Origin of the sequence: Flavobacterium oreochromis, from assembly GCF_019565455.1 — a bacterium.
Lineage (GTDB): Bacteria > Bacteroidota > Bacteroidia > Flavobacteriales > Flavobacteriaceae > Flavobacterium > Flavobacterium oreochromis.
This window is the reverse complement of record NZ_CP067377.1, coordinates 868,645-892,039: the sequence shown is the minus strand read 5'-3', so window position 1 is coordinate 892,039 and position 23,395 is coordinate 868,645. Positions and strand designations below refer to the sequence as shown.

Below are 23,395 nucleotides of genomic sequence, written 5' to 3'. Positions count from 1 at the left end.
TTTATTTACAATCACTTAGTTTTAATTCTCCTTTTTTCAACATACCATTATTTTCATAAAACTCTATTAATTCTTCTAAAGATTTAGTGTATTTATTAGGAGCTATTTTTTGTACATCTATTATATCGTCTTTTAAAACATCTTTAAAGGGTCTTCCTAAATCTGCTTGTTTTGTCGCTCTACCTTTGGCACCATAAGTTCTTGTTTGTACGTGTTCGTCGTGAGGCATAACAATACAACCTCCTTCAGCTCTTGGCATATGTCCTAATGCATCTTGTGGCATATGATGGGGGGTTAGACCGTCTCCAGGTAATCCTGCTAAATCTTTATAAGGACCAACATCACCAACGTTTACAGGTGATGGCATAAGTCCAAAAATATCAACTTTTGCATTACTATCCTTCACATACCCATAAAACGTCGGGTTATTTCCTGCTAGTCCAATGGGGTCTTGTCTTAAATACAGTCCCGTACTCGCATCATAATACCTAAACCTATTATAGTAAAGCCCGTCTAATTCTGGATCTTCATATTGCCCGAGTTGTCTAAAAGGAATGAACGTTTTTTCTCCTTGTAAATTACGAAGTTTTCCATAAATATCATAATCAGTTTGCCAAACTAATCTACCTTGCTGGTCATATGATTGTACGGGTCTTCCTAAGTAGTCAGAAATGATACTAAATTGTTCTTCTCCCTGTATTTTGGCAGAGGGAACAAAGGTTCTTTCTTGATAGATCCAAGTAACTAAATCATCGACAGCTTCTTTTTGGCTGAGATAAACTTCTCCTAAATCATTCACAGAGGTTTGAGCTTCTTGCCCTTTTTTATACTCCCACTGATGTAAAAGAACGTTTCCATCCCAAAGATAACGATTTGTTTTTTCATTATAAATCTTTTTTGTTCTTCTTCCTAAAGCGTCATATTCCATGGTTATAATTGTACCGTCTGGTTTTTTTACGCTTTTTAGCATACCATTGGCATACCAAGTATATTCCCAATCGCCTCGTTGCCATTGTTGGTTTGAAATTTCTTGTACTTCTTGTTGTTCTTTTAGTTTTGTATAGTTTTCTTTGTCTTCTTTAGTGTACTTTATATCAGTACGTAAGTAATAATCGAGTGTTTTGGGGTTGTTTTTTTCTTCATTTATTTCTTCTACAAAGAAGGAGAATTTTTTGGGTTTTTCTTTTTCTTGTTCTCGTTTTTGTAATTGTATTTGTGCTATGTTACGTTTGCTTTTTAAACGTAGGTTGCCTTCACTATCATATAGGTAGTGCCAGTTTTGGTCTTTTATGAGTTTACCTCCTTTGGCGTATATGCGGTCTTTTTTATCTTTAGTGTTGTAAAGATTACCTACTTCATCAGGTAGTTTGTAATCATAACTGCCGTCTTCGTATTGTGCTGAGGCTAGATTGCCAAAACTGTCATAAGCATAGTGTATATGTCCTCCTGTAATAGCATTAATTGTTTGTAGTAATCTATTGTTAGCATTCCAAGTGTAATTACGGTGATAAGTGTCTTTTTGTCCGCGTTGTACTTTTTGAGAGAGGGGTCTTCCAGCGGAGTCATACTGCATATTTATAATGAGTCCTCCTGTTATACTTCGTTCTATTTCTTGTCCTAGTGCATTGTGTTTTAATTGGGCTTCCCAAGCTTGTTTTTGTGCTTCTTTTAGAGCTTGTGTTTGTGCTGTAATTGTTTTTAGAAGGCCTTTTTTATCATAAGTGTTTTGTACTTCTGCTCCTAATGAGGAAGTCATTTTAATACGGTTTCCATTTCGGTCGTATTCAGATGTTATAACAAAGCCTTGGTCTTTTTTTAAAACCGCTGGTTTGAGTTTCTTTTGTAACTCGTCCCATTTTGTCACGTTCTAAAAGAATCGTAATGTCTTGGTTTTTAGCTTCTAGTAGTTGTCCTAGTTTGTTATAGGCAAAGGTTTCCCAAGTGCCATCATGATGTTGGGCTCTGATAATTCGTCCTAGAGCATCGTATTGATATTCAGTCCATTTGTTTTCGGGTTTTAGTGTTCGTACGACCCAACCGTTATTATTCCGTTCGTATCTTCGAGTAAGGGTGTCAAATCCTTCTTCTTGGGTAATATGTCCAGCTTTGTTTCTTGTAAAACGGTATTTTTCGTTGTGTTCATTGGTTATACTGACCAACTGTTCCATTTTGTCATAGTCAAAAAATACTTTGGTTTTATTTTGTTCTCGCATGCGGAGGCTTCCTAGTGGAGTGTACTCAAATTTTATGCTATGGTGTTGATCATTAGCTTCTATAACTTCGTCATAAGCATTGTAGGTTAGGGTTGTAAGGTTGTTGTCTGCTCCTTTAATAGTGGTTACTCTTCCTAAAATATCGTATGCAAATGTTTGTTGATTATTACCAGGGCTTTGTGTACTAATGACTTCTCCTTTGTAATTATAATTCCAAGTGGTAGCATTTCCTTGATTATCGGTAAAGGAGATGAGGTTGTGTTGTTGATCATACTGGAGTTTTGAACGGTTTCCTTCTTTGAAAATTTCAGAAAGAAGTCCTTTTTCATTGTAATCTAATTGGGTAATGCCGTTATCAGGTTCTATAATACTGTTGAGTAAATATTTTTTGTCTTTTTGTATGTATAAGTGGTTTGGTTGCCTTCAGGGTCTACAATAATAGATAGGCGTTGTTCTTTATCATACAAGTATAGGGTGGTGCTAGTATCTGGATATACAACACTCGTTTTGTTTCCAAAATCATCATAGGTATATCCCGTCATATAGCCTTCTGGGTCTATCTCACGATAGATTTCCATATATTCAGTATATTCAGTAAAATGGTTGTTGCCAAGAGGATCCGTAATTTGAGTTACCAGTTGATTGGGTTCATAATAATATGTTGTAATGGCTCCATTAGCATCTTTTACAAGGTTGTATCCTTTTTCTGGGAAATATTGTATCCAACCTTCTTGCCAGCCATCATCTCCCCATGTATGAACGCATTTAGCTCCTGTTTTTTTTCCGTCGTATTCCCAATAAAAAGATTGACCATTTCGATCTGTTTTTTCTACCATTAGGTGTCCTTCGTATTTTATATGAGTGCTTTTTTGTAAAGCATCAGTAATACGAATCATGTTTTGATCTTGATCATAGGAATAGGATACAAGAATGTCTTCGGTATTATCTTGTATAAGAGTTAGTTTAATAATGAGTCCTTGGTCATTATTGTAAACTTTTATTTTTCTTCCTGCACAGTCTTCTATCATGATAAGCTGATCGCTGCTTAGGTAGAGTTTTGTAGTAAAACCAGCTTTGTCTATAATTTGGGTAAGACGGTATTGGTCATAACCGTTATAACTATCAAAAATATAGGTAGTAAAGGTGGTATAGTCAAAGGCTTGATAATGGTTTTTAAAACGGGTTAGTTTTATTTTTTCTTGTCTTAAGTAAAAATCTTCTCCTTGATCAAGAAAAGGGAAAGTTACGATTCTACCGTCTTCCATTCTTAAGCCTATTATTTCAAGATCATAGTCTATTTCTATACATCTATCGTAATTACAGTGTACTCCATATCCGAGCCAACCATTGTACTCTGAATCAGAGTACCATTGTCTTTCCCATTTTATGGGTTGTGGAGAAGGGATTTCAAAATCAGTCCCTTCATAAATAATAGATCCGTTAACAAGATTAATGGGTTCAAACCCGTATTTACACAAAAAGTTTTTAAGTTTTCCTGGTTTTAAAAATTTGTTGTTAAGCTTGGAAATTCCCTTTTGTACTATTTTTCCTCCGTATTTTAATAAGTAACCAAATCCCATACTTGTAGCTAAATTCATAATCATAGCTTTAAAATCTGGAACATAGGGAGGGCCTACATTAACAGGTGCTCCAAAGGAAATAGGCAAGGATCCAGCTAGAGGCATAAATAAAGAAGGAACTAATGATTTCCAAGATTTACCAGGGGCTAATGATAAAGGCACTCCTATATCATTACAAGTCATTACAAAGAAGCCTTTAGGAGTAAATCTAGCACCTTCTGTATAGACGTTTTGTGAGCCAAAAAAATTCATAGACTCTCCCATTCTAATAGGTGCAGGAGGAACGGCTTTTACAAATAAACCTCCAAAAAGAGCAAAATGAAATAGCGGAATAATGACTCCTTGTGTAGTAGAGTTTGCTCTTTTAATTTTATTAACATGTACTGTGCTTCCTATATGGGGAATATAATCAAAAGGGTCAATAACAATACCAATATAGGGATGAAAGGGATTTCCCATTATAGTAAAATGTATATCGACTCCTAACACGAGTGTAAGATGATTACTAGCTAATAACATTTTTATTGTTTTTTATTGTTAAACGAGTTTGATTGATTGTTTTTTGCCATTCTTCTCCATATATTCTGAGCATTTGTTCTTCTGTTTCTTTGTAAAGTATATGATCTTTTATTGCCCATTGCTCTAAATAAATATCTGCAATAAATCCAAAATTTAAAGATTTTAGCATTTCATGATCTAATTTTATCCCACATTCGTATGCGTTTTTAACATGTAATTTATAGTTAGGCATATTAGAAGGTGTAGCAATCAGAAATAAATACAGGTAACCTTGAATTTGAGCAAAGTGCATATTTTTTTCTTTTGCTAAGTTTATTTGTTTTATAAAAGAATCTATCGCTTTTTCAGTTTCATTTTGAATGTTATATGTTGTTGCTTTCATAGTATAGAACTGTAGTAAAAGCATGGTGTTTTCTTCTTTTTCTTCACTTGAAAGAATTTGTATACCTTTATTAAGGAGCTTATCTATACTATTGTATTCAGAAAAATTGAGTAAAAAACCGGCATAGACTATATGCGCAGAAGCCCAAAGTGTTCTATTACCTGTAGATTGTGTAACGCTAAGTGTTTTTTTCCCCAATGACGTAGGTTTTCTATGTTTTTTTCTCCCGTTGCTTTTCCCATTTCCATTATACATTTTCTATATTCAACTTGTGGATCACTGGGGTTTCCTTGTGTCATTAGTTCGTTATATGCACTTGTCATATTTAAGGAAGGAATAATTATGTTTTTGCCCTTTTCCTTCGCTATTTTTAAGAATGATTCATAATCCTTTTTTTCATGTACATCAACTGTAAGTATTGTTACATCTTTTGGAAGTAATGGTAAAAAATATTCAAACCATTTTTCAAGTTCATTTTTATTAGAAATGTCTATGGGTTTTATTCCTAAATAAAAAGGAATATCAGGAACAAAACATTGTTTATAATCTTCAATCATTTTTGCTAGAAGAGTATGGCAATGATTACTTTTTTTTATCTAAAAGAGAAAATTCATTTTTAATATGTTCAAGATTTTTCCAGTCTAAAGAGGTATGAATTTGTTTTTCTTTTTCAAATTCTTCTATCCAATGCTGAATTAAGTGGTATGAAAAAGAATGTATATCATGAAAAGAAGTGAGCATAATATGAAAAACAGCTTGTAGAGTTCCATATTGAGAAGCTTCTAATTTTAAAAATCCTTCAATGATAGACATATCATCATTAGATGTAAGTATATTAATGTATTTGAAGTGATAGGGAATAACCTCTTCTTTCCATATTTTTTGAATTTTCCCAATTCTAATGGCAATTGGATTATGTTCGTTAGTTTGCATAGGATATTAATTAAGGTTTACAGTTCCTCCTTTTACGTTAGTTGTAGCAGAACCGTTTACATTAACGATTGTGGATTCTATAGCAACTTCTGTTTCTCCATTAATGCCTATTTTAGGTGCTTTTTCTTCAATAATTGAATCACTGTTTGTTTTGACGGATGTTGAACCTATTATTTCAGCTTCTTTTGTATCTATTTTTACTTTTACATCACCACTAATTACAATGGTGCCATCATGGGTCATTTTAATTTCAGCTCCACCACAGGTAAAGGTTATGCTAGTATTTGTGGTAAGTGTTGCGTTACCAGCACCGTCAAAGGTTAAATCAGCCCCTCCTTTATCTGTTAGGTTAACGCTTCCATCTTTGTCGTTCATGTGTAATTTGTTGCCGCTTGCTGTTTGTAGCCCTTTTATATGATTTCCTGCCCCTCCTTTTCCTGCGCTTGCCTTTCCGTTAAACATAGCTCCAAAAACAAAAGGTCTTTCAGCATTGCCGTTTTCAAATCCTACGACTACTTCTTCTCCTATTTCAGGTATAATGTGCATTCCTTTGCCTTTACCAGCATAGGGTGTTACAACTCTTAACCATGGAGTAGTTAATCCTTTTTTCTTTTGCCAAGGAAATTGTACTTTAATCATTCCTTGTGGGTTGTCATTTTGAACAACAATTGCCGCTTGTTCTTCGCAAGTAGGGAAGGAGTCTTCGTCAAAATAAGGAGAAATAAAAATATCGGGTATGCCTACAAAATCATTATAATATTCATTACCGTCATGATAATGAATGATTTCTGTAATACGGTAGGTTTCCATAGCTTTAGCGTTGATGTCTGATATTTTTGCTTTTCCACCAATTCTTAATTTTGGGTCACGGCTTCTACCTCTTATTAGCATTGTATGTTCTCTACTTTCTTTTTGACGGCGTGCCATTTCGTTTAAGTCCTTTTCTACTGTTTGTTGCGAAGTGGCATTAAATAGCATTTCGGCTTTTTTCTTAAATACTTTTTCTGATGCTTCTACTGCTACTTGTTGAAAGGGGTTGGTCTTTTTTTGAGTGCTATTTTTTAAAGAATCAGAATCTTTTTCCTTTATTTCAGCTGAAATACTATCATACGATAGGTATTTGAAATGTTGAGGTTTAATCATCATTTCAAATTCTATATCTATTAAATCGATGTTTTCTCCAAGTTCTATGGTTTCTTTAATTTCATTTCCGAAAATTAGACTTTCGCCATCGTAATAAAAATATTCACCATATCTGTGTGCGAGCCTTCTTATAAATTGGTAATCAGATTCTTTATACTGTACGCAATATGGTATAGGATAATCAGTGTTAATGTTTTTAGTTGATATAGATAATTCTCCGTTGTATTCGCTAAGAGCTTGTTTTATGATTTCGTCTAGCTTTTTATTCTCATAGCTTTGACAATCTTTGCCGTTTTCAAGAAGTATACTGGGTGAATATCCTGTAATATATAGTTTTCCGTATCCTCCTCCTTCGTCTTTTTTATTACGAATATTAGCAATTATTCCTGTAAATGTTTGAGTTATACTTCCAAAACGGTGAAAGTTAACACTGACTTTTTTGCCTAATATATTTTTTGAATTTTCCATTACATAACCTTCAAAACTATCTAAGGAGTCATCAGGTGTGGTAATAACAAAGCTATCGTGGTCGTTAGTAAATTGTTTTAACTCAACTTTGTAGGTGTTTTTTGCAAGAAAATCTTTTCCGTCTATGCTTAGTGTGCAATAAACTAAAGGACTGTCTTTGTCATTTAAAAAATCTTTAAATGTTTTTTTTGAGAAATATTTTTTTATGTCATCAGGATGATTTAATCGGCCAATAAAGCCGTTATTTGCACTCTGATTTTCAAAATCATTTGTTTTTGGATTGCTTAACTGTTGTCCTATGTTTTTAATTGTGTCTTTGTTTTCTATTATTTTATTAATAGCTGGATTGGATAATTGTTCAGAAGCTTTTTGGGTAACTTCTGATTCTACAGCTTTTGTAGAATGTTCTACAATTTGTGTTTTGATTTGGTCAAATCCATTTTGTGTTGGATTTTTTGGATCAGTATCTTTAAGTGGCATATGCTTAGTTTTTAGGGTTTAATAGATGTCTTTAATTTTAAAAGAAAGGGATTATCTCCAATTTTTATCATGTGATACACCGTTTACATCAAAATTTTTAGCAACGATGCGAATTGATATTTGTAAAGGTTCTTTGCTTTCTGATGTAAAATGTTCTTCAAAGTAAACACAGTAGCCTTTTTCAAACTGTAATTCTTGGAGTTTACTCATAGCATCTCTACGATAAAAAATTATCTTTCCATCTTTGGCTTTGTTATGATCTAGCATCCAGTCTAAGAAATCTGGTTTTCCAGTGCTTTCAATACGAATGGATATTTCACCTCCTTGTGGCATTCCTTGTGGTTTTCCTGTGTTGTCTATTGATTGTGTAAAATTGTACCTGCATTCTAAGATGTTGTACATGTTACCATCTAATTCTAATTTAGCTAAAAATGACATATGTTAATTTTTTAAAATTTTTGTGTTTTTGTTTGAATTAAGCTGTCTGATTTGTATTGATTACATAGTTTTTCTGTTGTTTTTCCTCCGTATTCAATTAAGTATTCGTAATGCCAGCCTTCCTTTTTTTTGTTTTTAAAGAGCCCTTCCCATATAAGAAGATTGTCTTTGTCATAGTATTTAATATAACCTGTTCCTGTTGCACCTAAAAAGGACTGGTAGATTTCTTTTCCATTTTGAGATAGTACTTTGTAATTATTAATAAAGCGTCCGTTTTTATCTGTTTCAAATTGTATATGTAATTTTCCTGTTGGATAAAAATCTTGTTGAATTCCCACTAAATTATCATTAGAGTAATTTCTATTCTCTATGATTTTTTGTGTTTTTAAATCGTAAATTTTGTAATTAATCAGATCTCCTTTTTCTGAATAAGTGCATTCTTCACTTATCTTATTTTGGTCTAATGGGTTGAAGTATTTTTTCCATTTTCCTACTTTTTTTCCATTAATTATTCTACCTTTTTCGGATGATTTGTTATCGTATTGAGAGATTTTAACAAAACCATTTTGTTTGATTTGTTCTAAGCTATCAATAGATAAGGATTCTTTTTTTTGTGTAAAAAGAGAATCTGTATATAGTTCTACTAGATATTTACTTTTGTCTTTTTTACAAGTTGTTATTAGTAAAATAACTAGAAAGAATATTATTTTATGTGTTTTCAAGGTCTAAAAAATTTGATGTTATCATTGTCTATTTCTCGACTTCCCCACCAAGTATCAGCGTCGCATTTTTCAGTTCCATTACCAGTAGCACCTCTTCCTGCTCCTCTTGAGCAAAACTCATCGTCTTCAAATAATTGTCCTCTGCGAACTTGTGTTACAATTTCTACATGGGTTCCTCCAAATGCTACGATATCTCCTCTTTGTACGTTTTCTTTTTTTACAGATTTAAGTTTTTCGCCATTCCATATTTGTCTAGCAGATAGATATTTTCCGTTTGATAGAATGTCGTAACCGGCCATAAATAAAGATTCTCCTACAAAAAGATTACAAGACCATTTAGCATCTTCTCCATAAAATACTACATAGTAGCCTGATTCCCATTTGTCATAGGCTTTTTTTAATGCGGAATAATCAGAATCTGTTACCTTTTTATCTTTATCAAATTTTGCTAATAGGAGTAAATACTTTCTTTGTGTTAGAACAAACCAAGAACTATCCATCCATTTTTTGCTAAAGCCATTAGCAGTTGAGGGAAAATGAAGGGGCTTTCTTTTGGCATTTGCTAATCCTCCATTTTTTGTTAAGAAATATCCTTTATTTTCATAAAAGTCTTTATAACTGTTCATTATAACTACATCATTAGCTATTTTTTCTGCTTCTTTAGCTATTTTTTCACTCATATCGTATAGGTATTTAAATTGTCTTGAGTGTAACTTTTGTTGTGAAATACTGTATTTTAAATGATGTTTTAAAAAAGAATGGTCTTAAAAGTTTACAATCTTGTCATTTGCCTTAGTTCAGCTACTTTGTTTTTAGTAGATTGAATGAAAGATACAAGGGCTTCGCCTATACAGGCGAAGCAAACTATGTCACATTGTAATTTATGTGAGTATTCCTTGTGTCTGAATGACAGATGGTGTGTTAGTTTGTGACTTTTGGGACACCTTCTTTTTTGTTGATTATACCCATTCGTTTTCGTAAGCACCAGTTCCTAGTTCAATTTTTTTAGCTGAAATAGTGAAGGTTTCAGTTAGAGGGTTTACGCCTGTAGAATCAAAGTTTTCTCTGAATTTTACTACATATGCTTCTGAAAATTTTAATTCTTTTAAAACAGCATCGCTATCTCTTTTGAAGAATTTTACGCTACCGTCTTTTCTTTCAAAAGAATTGGTCATCCACTCAAAGAAAGAAGTGTCTGCTGTTCCTTCAATAGTTAATTCAATTTTACCACCTCTAGTAACGGTAGAAGGTCTGCCTGTTGCATCAGTTTCTTGAAATAAAGCATAATTTACGTTTAGTACTGTGTACTCTTTTCCAGCTACTGATAGTTTAGTTTTAAATGCCATATGATAAAAAAATTAAAAAATTACAAAGGGATTGCATGCCCAAAAGGGACGCAAGAGAAATGGGTGAAAAATGACTCTGAATGTCAGCCTTGGTTTGAACCAACCAATTGTATAAAGACTATTTTTTACTTGAAGTATCATGTATATATATATTTATTTTTTTATTAATAATAACCACTTATGGAAACATATACGGATTAAATTTAACAAATAATTTTAAAACAAACAAATAATCTTTTAATTAAATTTAATATAGGCTTTTTTTAAAGAATATAAAAAGGTTGTTCGTTAAGTGAAATTACAGGGTTTTTATGTTAAAAAATGAATTAAAAAATATTTTTTAAGATTTTTTGGGTGATTATTGTTTTGAGTGTTTCAAACTGTGTATTAAGAAATTATTTTATGATATGATGTTAAGGGGTTTTGATGAATCTAAGTGCTGTTTTAAAGCTATTTTTTTAAATACGATGAATCAAGGAGGGAATTATTGTGTTTTGTAAAACCTTTTTGGTTAAAGTTTGTCTTGATTATTTGAGAAATAAAAAGGATTGGTGTTAAATAAAATATTGAATGGTCTATTTAGTTGATAATAGACTTATTCTGGTACAAAATAAAGGATGGATCTAGTGTTTGTATATTTTAATTTTTCTATAACTTTTATTTGGATTTGAAATGTAGATCAGTCTTTTGATTGGCTGTGTAAAAGGAATAAAAAAGCCCAAACTTTCGTTTGAGCTTTGTGCGGGTGATAGGAGTATAACCCTTAAATTTGCTTAAAATCAGATTATTCAAATTAACTCACAAAAACCCTTAAAACAAAAGACTTACAACAAATTAAATTTAATTAAACTAAAATACATTTAATCAAATTTCAAAAATTTAGGGGTAAAATTAGGGGTAAACATAAAAGAGATTTTACTATATTTGTTCAAACTCTCAGTTTATGGCATCAATCTTATTCAGACTAAAAAAATCAAATTCCGATTTCTCTTCTATCTATGTTAGATTCAAACAAGGTAAAGTTTTCGACACCGAAGCTAGTACTGGCTTAGAAACTCCTACCGACCGCTGGAGTAATTCAAAACAAGAAATTTTAAGTACTGTTTTAGTAAATTACAAAGACACAAACAAAAAATTAAGTGAGTTTAAAATCTATCTCAAAAACGAATACGAGAACACAAAAGTTAGCGATGAATCAATTATTATAAACAACAACTGGTTAAAATCGAAAATCAAATTATTTTTTAACCGTCAAAACTTAGATACCGAGGAAAAGAAAAAAATATTCTTTACCGAGTTTATTGATGATTTTATTATTGAATCAGAAACAAAAAGAAACCGATTAGGTAAGCCAATTGCAAAAAGAACGATACAACACTACAAAACCACTCTAAACAAAATCAATGATTTTCAAACTGAAGTAAACACCAAACTTAAAATTGTAGATATAAATTTAAAATTTCACACAAAGTTTATTGATTATCTTCAACAAAAACAACGTTTGAACAATAACACAATAGGAGGTTATATTGATGATGTAAAATTATTTTGCAACAATGCAGATAGGAAAGAAATTAAGATTTCTCACGAAGTAAAATCTACGGAATTTTATACCCCTACAAACTCCACAGAAGACATATATTTAAAAGAATTAGAAATAAACAACATATACAACTGTGTATTCGAAGCTGATTATTTAGACAATGCAAGAGATTGGTTTATAATTGGGTTAAGAACAGGGTTAAGAGTTTCAGATTTGCTAAATCTCGATAAAAGCGATATTGATGAAGATGATTTTATTAGTCTTACTACTAAAAAAACCGAATTCCCTGTAATTATACCTATTCACAACCAAGTAAAAAATATACTTTCTAAACGCAATGGGGATTTCCCTAGACAGATTAGTGACCAAAAATTTAATAAGTACATAAAAATTGTAGCGGAAAAGGCTGGAATAACTCAAATGGTTGAAGGCGCAAGAATAAACAAAATTGAAATTACCGAAAACAACAAAAAAGTAAAATACACAGAAAAGTAAGAAAGAAATACCCAAAATTTGAACTCATTTCAAGTCATACTTGCCGAAGAACCTTTGCTACCAATCTTTATGGAAAGTTAGACACTTTAACTATAATGAAAATCACAGGACACACCACAGAAAAACAATTCCTAAGCTATATAAAGATAACACCTAAAGAATATGCTAAGAAATTAAAAGCGCATTGGGAAAAAAACAACTATTCATAAGTATATAAGCTGATATTATTTTAATTTTATAAACCTATAGACTTAAATAAATTTACAAAATCATAAATAAAACCGATTTGAAAATCATTTTTTGAGTTACATAAATTTACCCTAAAACAATTTACAATTAAATTATAATGGGAGAAGCGGAAAGAACAGAAAAAATCAAAAGAAAATTGCATAATTATATTATTGGCGGCAATCAAGCAATCGTAAAGTTTGTTGCTGAGATCATTGGTGTTTCAAATTTTAAATATATAAAGTTATTAGAAAAAAAATATCTGAAAACTGACAAAATTGAAATAAAAGATTTGAATTTTTACAATGAAGAAGAAGTTCAAAAAACTGTTAAAGATATAGCCTATAATTATTTCCAGATAGAAAATATTGACAAATATTTCATTTCTAACTCCTTACCTTTTGGTAATGAATTAAGTCCATCTCATTGGGATTCAGACAATAATATTCTTGCTAAAAAAATGATTATGTTTTCAAAACTCGAATCTAATGAAAAAGAAAAATTATTGAAATTAGTTAAAAACTATAAATACGAAGGTAATTTTTCAGAAATAATTTATTATAACTTCAATGATAATGAATACATCAAAACCAATCTATTTTATTTTATTAGTGAAATCAAAAGGCAAGAAATTGACATTGAGTTTAGACTAAAACTTTTGTCTGAAACTATGAAAAAACTAAATCTTTCGATAATTAAAAATAATGAAGTAATTAATTCAAGAGCCTATAACTATAAGAAGAACATATCAAAAACCATAAACAAAACATTATTTTTTATTAAACAAAAAATTGAACTTGAATTGGAATTTTATATAAAAACTATTAATTCATCAAGTTTTTTAGGTTATACTGATGAAGTTGAACCAAGAGAATTTTTAATTGGAAGGCTAGTTGAAAATAAAACTGGAATAGAAAAATTTTTAAAACTTGAAAACAAATTGATTGCTAACAATTACCTATCAAAAGAAAAAAATAGATGGTACGGTAAGGCAAAAGATTTTATAGAATTTTATCAATTATGTGAAAATTCAAATATTTTCAACCCAATTTATAAAAGCAATTCTAAAGGAGTAAAGTATTTAAGAAAGCTATATAGGTTTGATGAAGGTCAAAGCATAGATAAAAAAAGTAAACGAGAAAAATATAATGCTACATCAAAAATTACTTATCATTCTTTTTAAATATACTTTAGTCCTCTTTTAGTCCCAATCTTATTTTTATAATACATTAAATTGACACATAATACATTAATATAAAGCTGTTTAAAGAATTATATGCAGTCCCGATTTTATAATAAAAATTAAAAAATAATAAAATTTGCATAAGAAATTTAAAATCAAATATTTATGCAAGAAAAAAACAATAAATTATTAGTTCAACTATCAGTTGGCGATTTACAACAATTAATTAAAGAAGCGGTAAAAGAAGAACTAAACAAGCTTACTGAAGTAATCAAACTAAAAAACCCTAAAGAATCGGTACAAGATTCAAATCTGCTTACAAAAAAGCAAACCGAAGAACTTCTAAAAGTTTCAGCAACAACTCTCTATTTATGGAATAGGGATAATGTACTCCCAAACAAAAAAATAGGTAATCGTGTTTATTACCTAAAAACAGATGTTTACAACAAACTAAACACTGTCGCATAACTACATTTTAGGCGTTTTCAGCCACTTTTTACAAACATTTTACACCAACCCTTTAGGCGATGTTTTTCATTGCCCAGGATAACTATTTTAAAAAACTAAACAAATGAAAAATTATAACATATTGAAACCAAAAAACTTAAATCTTGAAAATTTAACTAATCGCTTCAAACCAGATTTCAAATTCAATTTTGAAAAAGCATACTTAATCATTCATATAGTGTTACTATTAAGCAACAAGAAAAGCAACAATAAAAAAGTTGAATTACATTCAAAAATGCTTGAAAATCTTTTTGGCAAAGAATACCACAAGTATTTTAAATATTTCACAGAAAATTTTGGCGGTGCTGGCAATGTTTTAAACCGTTTCCCTTATTCAGAGAATCACTGTTTTAGCTATATTCTTCGTGAATATTTTTATCGGGACGGTTTCGAAATTTACACAATAAAAGATTATAGATTAATTAACAAATTCAAAAGTCAATTTCTAAAATTATCAACTAATGAAAACATCAGATTAGAGTATCATTTCTTATTAAAACATTTCAAAAGAAACAAGCTTACCGTCAAAAATCCACAATGCGCCATTGAGGAAAAACCTATTAAAGAACGAGAAAAATATTTAAAAAACGCCTTCGAAATCTTAAAAATAATGAATCAAGAATATACAGTAAAATTAAAAACACAAACCGACGGTAGAGTACATTCAAATATTACAAGGCTTTCAAAAATTTCACGAAAATATTTAATTCACGAAAATGAAAATTTAGTTGAAATTGATGTAAAATCCGCAGTTCCTTTTATTTTGTATCTAGCCTTACAGATGTATCTTAATCAGCATTTAAGCTATCTTAAAAATTTTCAATATAAAGATTCTTCTATCGTTTATATATTCGATGAAATCACGGGAGATATTGATAAAACAGAACTTAACAAGTTTGGCGTTGATGTAATCAGCGGTCAATTGTATCAAAATTTTATGAATCTAATTTTCGAGCCTTCTGTATATGAAAATGAAGGGTGTAATTTTGATAAAGTAATGCATTACTATCAAAAACAATTTCACAAAAAAAATAATCATTATTTTGACGGGGATTTGGTGGAACTAAAAGACTTTGTCAAAAGAAGAATGCTTTCAATGTTTTTTGCACCCAGTCATAAATACAAATTTGAACAAATTGCGTTTAAAAATCTTTATCCAACTATTTTAAAATTCATAAACGAATTTAAGGCGATAACACAACACAGTAAACTAGATGATTTGAAGTGGGAAAAACGAGATGCACACAAAAAGCTTTCGCATTTCTGCTTTCAATTTGAAGCAAAAGTAATGATTGATAATATAGCACGAGAATTTGACCTTAAACACAAAGGCAAAGTGCCTATTTACACATTACACGATTGTTTAATAACCACGCAAAGCAATGCCGAAGAATTACTAAGTTTTATGAAAAATAAGTTTAATCAGCTTTTTGGAGTCGCCCCTGCTTTATCATACGAAGTGCTAACAACAGGAAATACTTTAGGTAAGGCTTGTTAGATAATTAAAAACCCTCTTTACTAAACAAGAGGGTTCTTTTTACTATTTTTTAACATAATAGGCGTGTATCGATCCGCTTGACGAATTGATAAATTCTATTTTTGTTGCTGAAATTTTAGCAAACTCATAGGATGAAGTGGTAGGTGGTACAATTATACTCAATTTATATCGTACGTCTGAAATTTCTTGCTCAACCTTACATTCAACCCCAGAAGTACCATATAAACTTATAGCATTTTTAAAGGAATAACTTGTACCTACATTAAGACTTAGAAAATCATCAGTAGTAAACTGAAATCCAAGTCCATTATTTGGCATTCCACTCGTTCCTGTATCAAACATCCAGGTACCTTGTATCCAAGTAGGTGGGGTAATTTTATTTTTCACTAAACTGTTATCTGTTGCCTGAACTCCTCCCGTATCTTTTGAACAAGACAACATCAGACCAATAACACCAAAAAGAATAATTTTTTTCATTTGTTTAAGATTTTACTGTTTTTGATACCAAGACGAAAACAAAATCCAGTTTCCGCTATAATTACTAAAAGTTACTTTATTTCCTGAAATCACATAATCAGCGACAAAATCATTTGGTTTCAACCAGTCACTACCAGCACCTGAACGACTTGTAGCAACTCCTTTTATTTGTTTGCCATCAAGTGTAAAATTCCCTTTCATCACAACTGTTCCTGATTCTATTGTAAAATTAGAACCATTAAAAATTAATTTTGAACCGCCTGATAAATTTTGTAATCTCCAAACACCTTCAATAGCAGTCATTGTACTTCCATTAGTTAGAGGTTCTTGATTATTGTCTTTACTACACGAAACAATCAAGATAAAAAACAAAAACACAGGAATAAATATAATCGAAATTTTTTTTCTCATAATTACTTTAGTTTTTAAATAAAATTACAATTTTAAACCCTCTGTTTCTCAAAATATGTGAAACACGTTTGTTTATTTTTATTAAGTTTTTTTATTTAATACGATACGCCTTTTCAGCTTCTTTAGTAGCTTTTTCAATAATATCAGCACCAAATTTTTCTTGAAGTAATATTTTCATTTTTTCTGCGTAACAAGTGGTAAATTCTCTTACTATACAGCCTGTATAAACGGTTCTAATCCCGTATTTAGTAGTTAAATAGTCATCTGTAAACAAGGTTAATTTTTCATCCTTTGGTGTTATATAACCCCTAACAATATAGTAATAAATACCTTTGTTAAAATCCGTTACAGCATCTACTTTACCATTTTCACAGGTTAAACCCTCTGATTTACTAAAGAATTTTTTAGAATCCGTTTTTGTTTGAGCATTAACACTATAAAATGTAAAAAGAATTACAACTGTTAAAAATTTATAATATTGAGCTGTCATATTTTAAAGGGTTATTCTTCATAAAATTTTTTTAATTCATAAACTGGAACTCCAAAACTAAAACCTTGTGTATTTGATATTTTTGCAAAATTTACAGCTACTAAATTACCCCACTTATCAATTATAGGACTGCCACTTGAACCCTCTAAAGTTGGGATTGTGTACAATATTCTAACCCCATCAGATTCTTGACTTATTTTACCACTTGTAAATTGTGCTTTAATTCCTTGTTTTGTATTAGCAAGATTAAAGCCCCTATTAAATCCAATCATAAAAACATCTTCATTTATTTTAATAGGTTTTTTTATATCCCTTTCTTTAACTTCATCACCTATATTTGGATTATTATCCTTAAAATTAAAGATACTATTTAGTTGTTTATCAAATTTCTTGCTTTTAGTTTGAATTAAAGCCAAATCAATATCAGGGTTTTCAGAAGTTTTTACAACAACACATTCTTGTAAATCATCAAGTTCTGTTATGTGTGTATCATTATATGCAATTCCTAAACTTACAATTACTAACCTTGATGTTGTACTTTGAACATCAAAATCACTTAATTTATTATGCAAAGAAACCAAATCATTTTTTTTTGCTGTTTAGCCTATCAAATTCTTCAACAATGGTTTGTTTATCAGTTTCATAAAGATTACTTGAATTTTCAATATAGTAACTTTTAATTTTAGATATAGAATCGTTATACAGATTAACTTGTTCAGCTAAAGAACTCTTTAGGACATATGAAACCCTGTTAAGTTCAACTTTATACTCTTCATCCTTATTATTTACAACGTGATTGTTGGTTATAATTTCACCGTTTTTTGACACTACAAATCCAGTACCAGTAGAAAAAGATAAATTATTTAAAATTTCTTCTTTTGTGAAATATATTTTATCCTTTGAACTTGGTGAATAATATACAATTCCTAACTTATCTGTATCTATCTCATAATAAAATTGGCTAGCAATAAGAACCACACTGTTCTTATATTTTTCGAAGTTTTTCTCTGGAGAATCAGGTTCAATTTTCTTATTACAAGAAATAAAAAATAAACTCAGACTAAGCAATATTAAAATTCTTTTAATCATTGCACAACTATTTTGGTTGTTGAACAGTTCCATCTAACATCATTAAAGCGTTAATTTCTTTGCAATATTGATTATAGGTAGCTCTATTTATTTTTTTGTTGTAATAATAATTATACACCTCAAGATTATCAATCTTTTTATGGTCGCATATAAACCAAGCATTTACGTTTAATTGATATAGAGTATCAGGATTGTTTAAAACATCTTTAAGCAGAAGTATGTGTTCTGGTCGAGTTAGCCCTTTCAATACTTTAACACCTTTAAAGTTAATTACATCAAGTGTTCTTATTAAATCTGTAGTAGTAAACTCCTGACTCTGTGAATATGTATTAAGACAAAAAAATATCCCAAAAAATAAAATCATTCTTTTCATTACAAATAGTATTAGTTAAACAGTCTTAATTTTCTTCTCTTAATATGGAGTTTATAGCATCATACAAATCATTGATAACATAGTTAGTTTGTGAGTTTGACAATAAAGTATTACCGTTTATATTCACAGAACTAACATATTTATCAAATCTCCCTCTTATTCTTTCTTTTTTTTCATAATCATATTGAAGTTGATTAATTTTAAATCTGATATTGTTTATAGCATTAGATATTTTACTGTAATTATTATCATATCTTCTTTGCAATTCTGATTGAGCTTCAGAGCTTCTTATTGCATCAGTCATAAAATCAGATGGTTTTCCATAATCCATTGGCTTTCCGTATCCAAATTGCGAATAGCCTGCCTGTTTAAAAAAACAACAGAAAAAGAACAGGAAAAAAAATTGAGCTAGTTTTTTCATAAATAAAAGTTTAAGTTTTCAAGTTTACACTAAATATTTGAGCATTTATTACGGTTTTCCTCATTGAGAAAAATAATGATACAATTATACAAATATTTTATTAATTGTCACATTTATGTGACTGATTTTTATTTCTCTATTCAGCATTTTTAAACTGTGAAAGAGACAGAACAAATAGAGTATTTAAAAAAGCTAGGTGAACGTATTATAATACGACGCAAAGAATTAAATATATCTCAAGAAATACTTTCATTTGATGCCAATATCCCCAGAACTCAAATCGGCAGAATAGAACGAGGTGAAATAAACACAACAATAGGAAGTTTATTAAAAATCTGTCACGCTTTAAAAACGGACATAAAAAACATTTTACCCTAAACAATCAACCTCCACCCTCGTTTAGTGTTTATAACAATTATAATATAGGTCTAAAAGAAAAGAACAATATTAGCTTAAACTACTAACAGAAATTTTTATACACGGTAACATCAAAACCCTTCAGCTCCAAATTGGGGGCTATAAAATAGTATTCTGTACATACCCCCTATAAGATAGATTTAACAAGATTAAAATAGACTAACTACAAGAAAAAGGGGTAAAATTAGGGGTAAATATAAAATAAAAAAGACCTAAACGCTTGATTTAACAGCTATTTAAGTCTTTTTGTTGTGCGGGTGATAGGACTCGAACCTACACGTCTTGCGACACCAGATCCTAAGTCTGGCACGTCTACCAATTTCGCCACACCCGCAAATATTTGTCAACTTAGTTAGTGACTTATATTCTTGTTTGTGGGTGCAAATATACGCATATTTTTTAATTGACAAATATTTTTTTGTTTTTTTTCTTAAAAAAGAAATTGGCTAAATTTTAAAATTAGCTTTTGACTATTTGATGATGCAATTCGTATATTTGAATTTTACTTTACGAACTAAACATGGAAAATATTAAAGAATACGTTCAGAATAATAAGGAACGTTTTATTAACGAACTAATAGACTTGTTAAAAATTCCTTCAGTAAGTGCTGATAGTGCATATGCACAAGATGTGATTGATACTGCTAATGCTGTAAAGGTAGGTTTAGAAAATGCGGGGTGCGATTTTGTTGAACTTTGTGAAACGCCTGGTTATCCAATAGTATATGGTGAAAAAATCATAAATAAAGATTTGCCAACTGTTTTAGTGTACGGACATTATGATGTGCAACCTGCTGATCCAGTTGAATTATGGGACTCACCTCCATTTGAGCCTGTTATAAAAAAAACAGATTTACATCCTGAAGGTGCTATTTTTGCTCGTGGTGCTTGTGATGATAAAGGGCAAATGTATATGCATGTTAAAGCTTTTGAATATATGATTCAAAATAATTGTTTGCCATGCAATGTGAAATTTATGATAGAAGGAGAAGAGGAAGTAGGCTCTAAAAGTTTAAGTTGGTTTGTAGAGAGAAACCAAAATAAATTAGCTAATGATGTTATTTTAATTTCAGATACGGGTATGATTTCTAATGAGCAACCATCTATCACTACTGGATTAAGAGGTTTGAGCTATGTAGAAGTAGAAGTTACAGGGCCTAATAGAGATTTGCATTCAGGATTATATGGAGGGGCTGTTGCTAATCCTATTAATATTTTGACTAAAATGATAGCGTCTTTACATGATGAAAATAATCATATTACAATACCTGGTTTTTATGCTAAAGTTGAGGAACTTTCTAGTGAAGAAAGAGCTCAAATGGCGAAACGTCCTTTTAGTCAAGCTGCTTACAATAAAGCATTAGATATTGAAGAAGAGTATGGCGAAACAGGTTATACAACTAATGAAAGAAATTCTATTCGTCCTACACTTGATGTAAACGGTATTTGGGGTGGTTATATAGGTGAAGGAGCCAAAACGGTTATCGCAAGTAAGGCATATGCAAAAATATCTATGCGTTTAGTACCTAATCAAGATTGGGAAGAAATTACCAAGTTATTTCAAGATCATTTTGAAAGTATTGCTCCAAAATCTGTAAAAGTAAAAGTAACACCTCATCATGGAGGACAAGGTTATGTAACACCTATAGATAGTATAGGGTATCAAGCAGCTGCTAAAGCATATAGTGATTCGTTTGGTGTAGAGCCTATCCCTGTTCGATCAGGAGGAAGTATTCCTATTGTGGCTTTGTTTGAAAAAGAATTGAAGTCAAAAACAATTATGATGGGATTTGGATTAGATAGTGATGCTATTCATTCACCTAATGAACATTATGGGATCTTTAATTATTTAAAAGGTATTGAAACAATTCCTTTGTTTTATAAATATTTTGCGGAATTGAATAAGTAATTTCTGTAAATATGTCCTTTCACTTAATAAAAAGTGTTAAACTTTGTTTGAATGTGTTTAGGATACTTTTTTAGAGTAACCCCGTTTAGACTACTTTTGTTAAAACGGGGTTTTGTATTTTATTGAATAAAATAGTAAAGAATATGATTTAATTTATAGAATACCTAATTCCAATAAAACTTCTAATGCCTTGGTTAGGAGCATAGACGTAAGTAGGATCAAAAGTAAGTGCATAGGGATTTTTAGGGTTTGTTGTTGGATTTCCATTTGTATCATATTCAACACTTTTATTAAAAGGATCATCTGAACGAGCAATGATAAAAGGATTACCTTTATTAGGAGTCCAATTTAAAAGATTTTTGAGGCCTAAATAAATTTCTATATTTTTTAATTTATTTATAGTAAATTGTATATTCTGAATGCTGTATATGGGTGAATATGGTTTTCTTGGATCTAAATTGTTGAGTAATGGTAATTTCATTGGACCATATAAATTTCCTGTATAATCAATAGTGAAGTACCATTTAGGGATATTGTAAGATATTGACCATGTTCCTGATAAACGTTCAGTTAATAATTGTTGTTTTTTTATCCCATTTTCTGTTTTTGATACATCCATATAGGTAGCTCCTAGACTGACTTTTAATCCATTTCCTAAAATTATATCAAGATTAGAGCTTACCCCCTTTGATTCTGCAAAGCCTTCTATGTTTTTGTAAATAATAGATTGTGTATCTGTTTCGTAATCTGGTAAAATCGTGTTAGTGAAATAAGTGTACCAAAACGAATTTTCCCAACTGATAAAACAACCATTGTTTAAATGCCATTTTCGAAGAGTATTTATGTTTACATTATATGACTGTTCTGGTTTTAAGTTGTTTTCTATTATAACTTTTCTGGCTCCAGTTAAAGCAGAATGTTCTTCTGTGAATAGATTAACCACTCTAAATCCCGTTCCCGTATTTAGTCGTATTACACTAGTGTTGTTGGGTTTCCATTTGTAAGCAAAACGAGGGGTAAAGATATTTCCATGGTTTTTGTTGTAATCGTAACGTATGCCTAATAGTATATTATGATGATCGCTAAATTTTATTTCATCTTGTATAAAAGTACTTGAAATCCAATTTTTCTCTTCTATAACGGTGGCAGGTGTATTATCATCATAAAATTGATAGCGTGCAGCAAGGCCTAAAAGTAGATCATGTTTTGTAATATTTTTATTCCAAGTAAATTGCGTAAATCCAATATTTTGTTTTGCTAAATAATATCTTGTTCCATAAGCTGCATTTTGATTATGATGGGTGTATGAAAAGTTTATTTTCATGTTTTGAATTACAGGAAATTCATATATTCCTAAAATTTCATATCGTTTAGTATAAATGCTTTCCCCATAAATATTATTAGTTCCTCTGAAAGATTTGTTCCATTGCATTTCACCACCCCATCGATCTTCGTAAAAAAAACGTCCTGCAAAAGAAAGATGTTTTTTTGATTTTCTTTGAAAATTCCATTTTTGAAAAATCGAAACTCGATCTTGTAGTGTAAGATCTGTGAAAAAATCTTTGTTATTGTCAATAGGATTAGAAAAGTTAAAATAATTGGTTCCCGTTAGTATTGAAATGTTTTTATAGTTTAGTCGAAAACCAAGATCTAAATTAGCTTCACCCCAACTAGTTGTGAACCCATCGATTGATAGTGTTGGAACATTTTTTGGATTTTTTGTAATGATATTAATTAATCCTCCTACAGCTTCGCTACCATATAATGAGGAAGCAGGACCTTTAATAATCTCTATTTGATTAACTAATGAATTAGGTATTCCGGAAAGGCCATATACTGTAGAAAGTCCACTTACAATAGGCATTCCATCTATAAGTACTAATGTATAAGGACCTTCTAGTCCATTGATATGAATATCGCCTGTGTTGCAAATATTGCAGTTAAGTTGAGGACGAATTCCATTAATGTTTTGTAACCCTTCAAAAATATTAGAAACGGGGTTTTTCTTAAAAAAAGAAGGTTTAAATACTTCTACAGGTACTGCACTTTCTAATCGATTAATGGGTTTTAAAGTGCCTGTTATTGCAACTTCATCTAATGTGTACTGTTTTTCTTGTGTAGGGATTAGAT

General features: G+C 30.5%; 25 protein-coding genes and 1 tRNA gene. 6 read left to right on the top strand and 20 right to left on the bottom strand.

The features are described 5' to 3' along the window. Position 1: 1 nt before the first annotated feature. From JJC03_RS04350 to tssD (JJC03_RS04300), 11 genes are all read right to left on the bottom strand, one after another. Entirely contained in the window at positions 2 to 1,864 is a 1,863-nt protein-coding gene (locus tag JJC03_RS04350) for an RHS repeat domain-containing protein (protein WP_309597744.1), read from the bottom strand. After that, positions 1,785 to 2,333 (bottom strand): RHS repeat domain-containing protein, encoded by a 549-nt coding sequence (locus JJC03_RS17365; protein ID WP_508623372.1) that lies wholly within the window; start codon positions 2,331 to 2,333, stop codon positions 1,785 to 1,787. Before JJC03_RS17365 ends, JJC03_RS04350 begins: the two co-directional genes overlap by 80 nt. Positions 2,334 to 2,575: 242 nt before the next feature. Continuing rightward, positions 2,576 to 4,312 carry a DUF6531 domain-containing protein gene (locus JJC03_RS04340; RefSeq protein ID WP_235874067.1) on the bottom strand — a complete coding sequence of 579 codons (1,737 nt, stop codon included), beginning with the start codon at positions 4,310 to 4,312 and terminating at the stop codon, positions 2,576 to 2,578. Then, entirely contained in the window at positions 4,299 to 4,892 is a 594-nt protein-coding gene (locus JJC03_RS04335) for a hypothetical protein (RefSeq protein ID WP_235874066.1), read from the bottom strand. The genes JJC03_RS04340 and JJC03_RS04335 overlap by 14 nt, the downstream gene beginning before the upstream one ends. Further along, positions 4,823 to 5,251, bottom strand: a complete 429-nt coding sequence (locus JJC03_RS04330) for a hypothetical protein (protein WP_235874065.1) — start codon at positions 5,249 to 5,251, stop codon at positions 4,823 to 4,825. The genes JJC03_RS04335 and JJC03_RS04330 overlap by 70 nt, the downstream gene beginning before the upstream one ends. 25 nt (positions 5,252 to 5,276) lie before the next feature. Further along, complete coding sequence (locus tag JJC03_RS04325; protein ID WP_235874064.1) at positions 5,277 to 5,627, bottom strand: hypothetical protein; 351 nt, start codon at positions 5,625 to 5,627, stop codon at positions 5,277 to 5,279. A gap of 6 nt (positions 5,628 to 5,633) precedes the next feature. Further along, the gene (locus JJC03_RS04320) at positions 5,634 to 7,718 is read right to left on the bottom strand and encodes a type VI secretion system Vgr family protein (RefSeq protein WP_235874063.1); all 2,085 of its coding nucleotides are present in this window, start codon (positions 7,716 to 7,718) and stop codon (positions 5,634 to 5,636) included. Positions 7,719 to 7,769: 51 nt separating this feature from the next. Then, positions 7,770 to 8,156, bottom strand: a complete 387-nt coding sequence (gene tssD / locus JJC03_RS04315) for a type VI secretion system tube protein TssD (RefSeq protein WP_088397406.1) — start codon at positions 8,154 to 8,156, stop codon at positions 7,770 to 7,772. A gap of 11 nt (positions 8,157 to 8,167) precedes the next feature. After that, a complete protein-coding gene (locus JJC03_RS04310; RefSeq protein ID WP_235874062.1) occupies positions 8,168 to 8,878 on the bottom strand; it encodes a hypothetical protein in 711 nt (236 codons plus the stop codon). After that, positions 8,875 to 9,558: a hypothetical protein gene (locus JJC03_RS04305; RefSeq protein ID WP_088397404.1), complete on the bottom strand. Its 684-nt coding sequence runs from the start codon at positions 9,556 to 9,558 to the stop codon at positions 8,875 to 8,877. Before JJC03_RS04305 ends, JJC03_RS04310 begins: the two co-directional genes overlap by 4 nt. Positions 9,559 to 9,837: 279 nt before the next feature. Further along, entirely contained in the window at positions 9,838 to 10,224 is a 387-nt protein-coding gene (tssD, locus tag JJC03_RS04300; protein ID WP_088397403.1) for a type VI secretion system tube protein TssD, read from the bottom strand. 943 nt (positions 10,225 to 11,167) lie between these two features. Between tssD (JJC03_RS04300) and JJC03_RS04295 the strand changes: the two genes are divergently transcribed. The 4 genes from JJC03_RS04295 (at position 11,168) to JJC03_RS04280 (ending at position 15,678) form a co-directional block, all read left to right on the top strand. Then, a complete protein-coding gene (locus JJC03_RS04295; RefSeq protein ID WP_235874061.1) occupies positions 11,168 to 12,262 on the top strand; it encodes a site-specific integrase in 1,095 nt (364 codons plus the stop codon). Between the two features lie 346 nt (positions 12,263 to 12,608). Then, positions 12,609 to 13,673, top strand: coding sequence for a hypothetical protein (locus tag JJC03_RS04290; RefSeq protein WP_235874060.1), 1,065 nt, complete (start codon positions 12,609 to 12,611; stop codon positions 13,671 to 13,673). A 165-nt stretch (positions 13,674 to 13,838) separates the two neighbouring features. Next, positions 13,839 to 14,141 (top strand): helix-turn-helix transcriptional regulator, encoded by a 303-nt coding sequence (locus JJC03_RS04285; RefSeq protein WP_235874059.1) that lies wholly within the window; start codon positions 13,839 to 13,841, stop codon positions 14,139 to 14,141. Between the two features lie 103 nt (positions 14,142 to 14,244). Then, a complete protein-coding gene (locus JJC03_RS04280) occupies positions 14,245 to 15,678 on the top strand; it encodes a hypothetical protein (protein WP_235874058.1) in 1,434 nt (477 codons plus the stop codon). Between the two features lie 42 nt (positions 15,679 to 15,720). On the opposite strand, the gene JJC03_RS04275 is transcribed toward JJC03_RS04280, so the two are convergent. The 7 genes from JJC03_RS04275 to JJC03_RS04245 form a co-directional block, all read right to left on the bottom strand. Further along, complete coding sequence (locus JJC03_RS04275) at positions 15,721 to 16,155, bottom strand: hypothetical protein (RefSeq protein ID WP_235874057.1); 435 nt, start codon at positions 16,153 to 16,155, stop codon at positions 15,721 to 15,723. A gap of 12 nt (positions 16,156 to 16,167) precedes the next feature. Further along, a complete protein-coding gene (locus JJC03_RS04270) occupies positions 16,168 to 16,566 on the bottom strand; it encodes a hypothetical protein (RefSeq protein ID WP_235874056.1) in 399 nt (132 codons plus the stop codon). A gap of 91 nt (positions 16,567 to 16,657) precedes the next feature. Beyond that, on the bottom strand, positions 16,658 to 17,056 hold the full coding sequence (locus tag JJC03_RS04265) for an FEKKY domain-containing protein (protein WP_235874055.1): 399 nt from the start codon (positions 17,054 to 17,056) through the stop codon (positions 16,658 to 16,660). An 11-nt stretch (positions 17,057 to 17,067) separates the two neighbouring features. Beyond that, positions 17,068 to 17,628 carry a S1 family peptidase gene (locus JJC03_RS04260; protein ID WP_235874054.1) on the bottom strand — a complete coding sequence of 187 codons (561 nt, stop codon included), beginning with the start codon at positions 17,626 to 17,628 and terminating at the stop codon, positions 17,068 to 17,070. A 10-nt stretch (positions 17,629 to 17,638) separates the two neighbouring features. Then, entirely contained in the window at positions 17,639 to 18,145 is a 507-nt protein-coding gene (locus tag JJC03_RS04255) for a serine protease (RefSeq protein WP_235874053.1), read from the bottom strand. A gap of 7 nt (positions 18,146 to 18,152) precedes the next feature. Next, positions 18,153 to 18,509, bottom strand: coding sequence for a hypothetical protein (locus JJC03_RS04250; RefSeq protein ID WP_235874052.1), 357 nt, complete (start codon positions 18,507 to 18,509; stop codon positions 18,153 to 18,155). A gap of 34 nt (positions 18,510 to 18,543) precedes the next feature. Beyond that, on the bottom strand, positions 18,544 to 18,939 hold the full coding sequence (locus JJC03_RS04245; RefSeq protein ID WP_235874051.1) for a hypothetical protein: 396 nt from the start codon (positions 18,937 to 18,939) through the stop codon (positions 18,544 to 18,546). Positions 18,940 to 19,095: 156 nt separating this feature from the next. Between JJC03_RS04245 and JJC03_RS04240 the strand changes: the two genes are divergently transcribed. Then, the gene (locus JJC03_RS04240; RefSeq protein ID WP_240601641.1) at positions 19,096 to 19,317 is read left to right on the top strand and encodes a helix-turn-helix domain-containing protein; all 222 of its coding nucleotides are present in this window, start codon (positions 19,096 to 19,098) and stop codon (positions 19,315 to 19,317) included. Between the two features lie 291 nt (positions 19,318 to 19,608). On the opposite strand, the gene JJC03_RS04235 is transcribed toward JJC03_RS04240, so the two are convergent. Then, positions 19,609 to 19,690: transfer RNA gene (locus JJC03_RS04235), tRNA-Leu, on the bottom strand. A 186-nt stretch (positions 19,691 to 19,876) separates the two neighbouring features. On the opposite strand from JJC03_RS04235, the gene JJC03_RS04230 reads away from it, so the two are divergent. After that, a complete protein-coding gene (locus JJC03_RS04230; RefSeq protein WP_235874050.1) occupies positions 19,877 to 21,265 on the top strand; it encodes a dipeptidase in 1,389 nt (462 codons plus the stop codon). Positions 21,266 to 21,413: 148 nt separating this feature from the next. On the opposite strand, the gene JJC03_RS04225 is transcribed toward JJC03_RS04230, so the two are convergent. Continuing rightward, the gene (locus JJC03_RS04225) at positions 21,414 to 23,327 is read right to left on the bottom strand and encodes a TonB-dependent receptor plug domain-containing protein (RefSeq protein ID WP_309597782.1); all 1,914 of its coding nucleotides are present in this window, start codon (positions 23,325 to 23,327) and stop codon (positions 21,414 to 21,416) included. Positions 23,328 to 23,395: the final 68 nt, after the last annotated feature.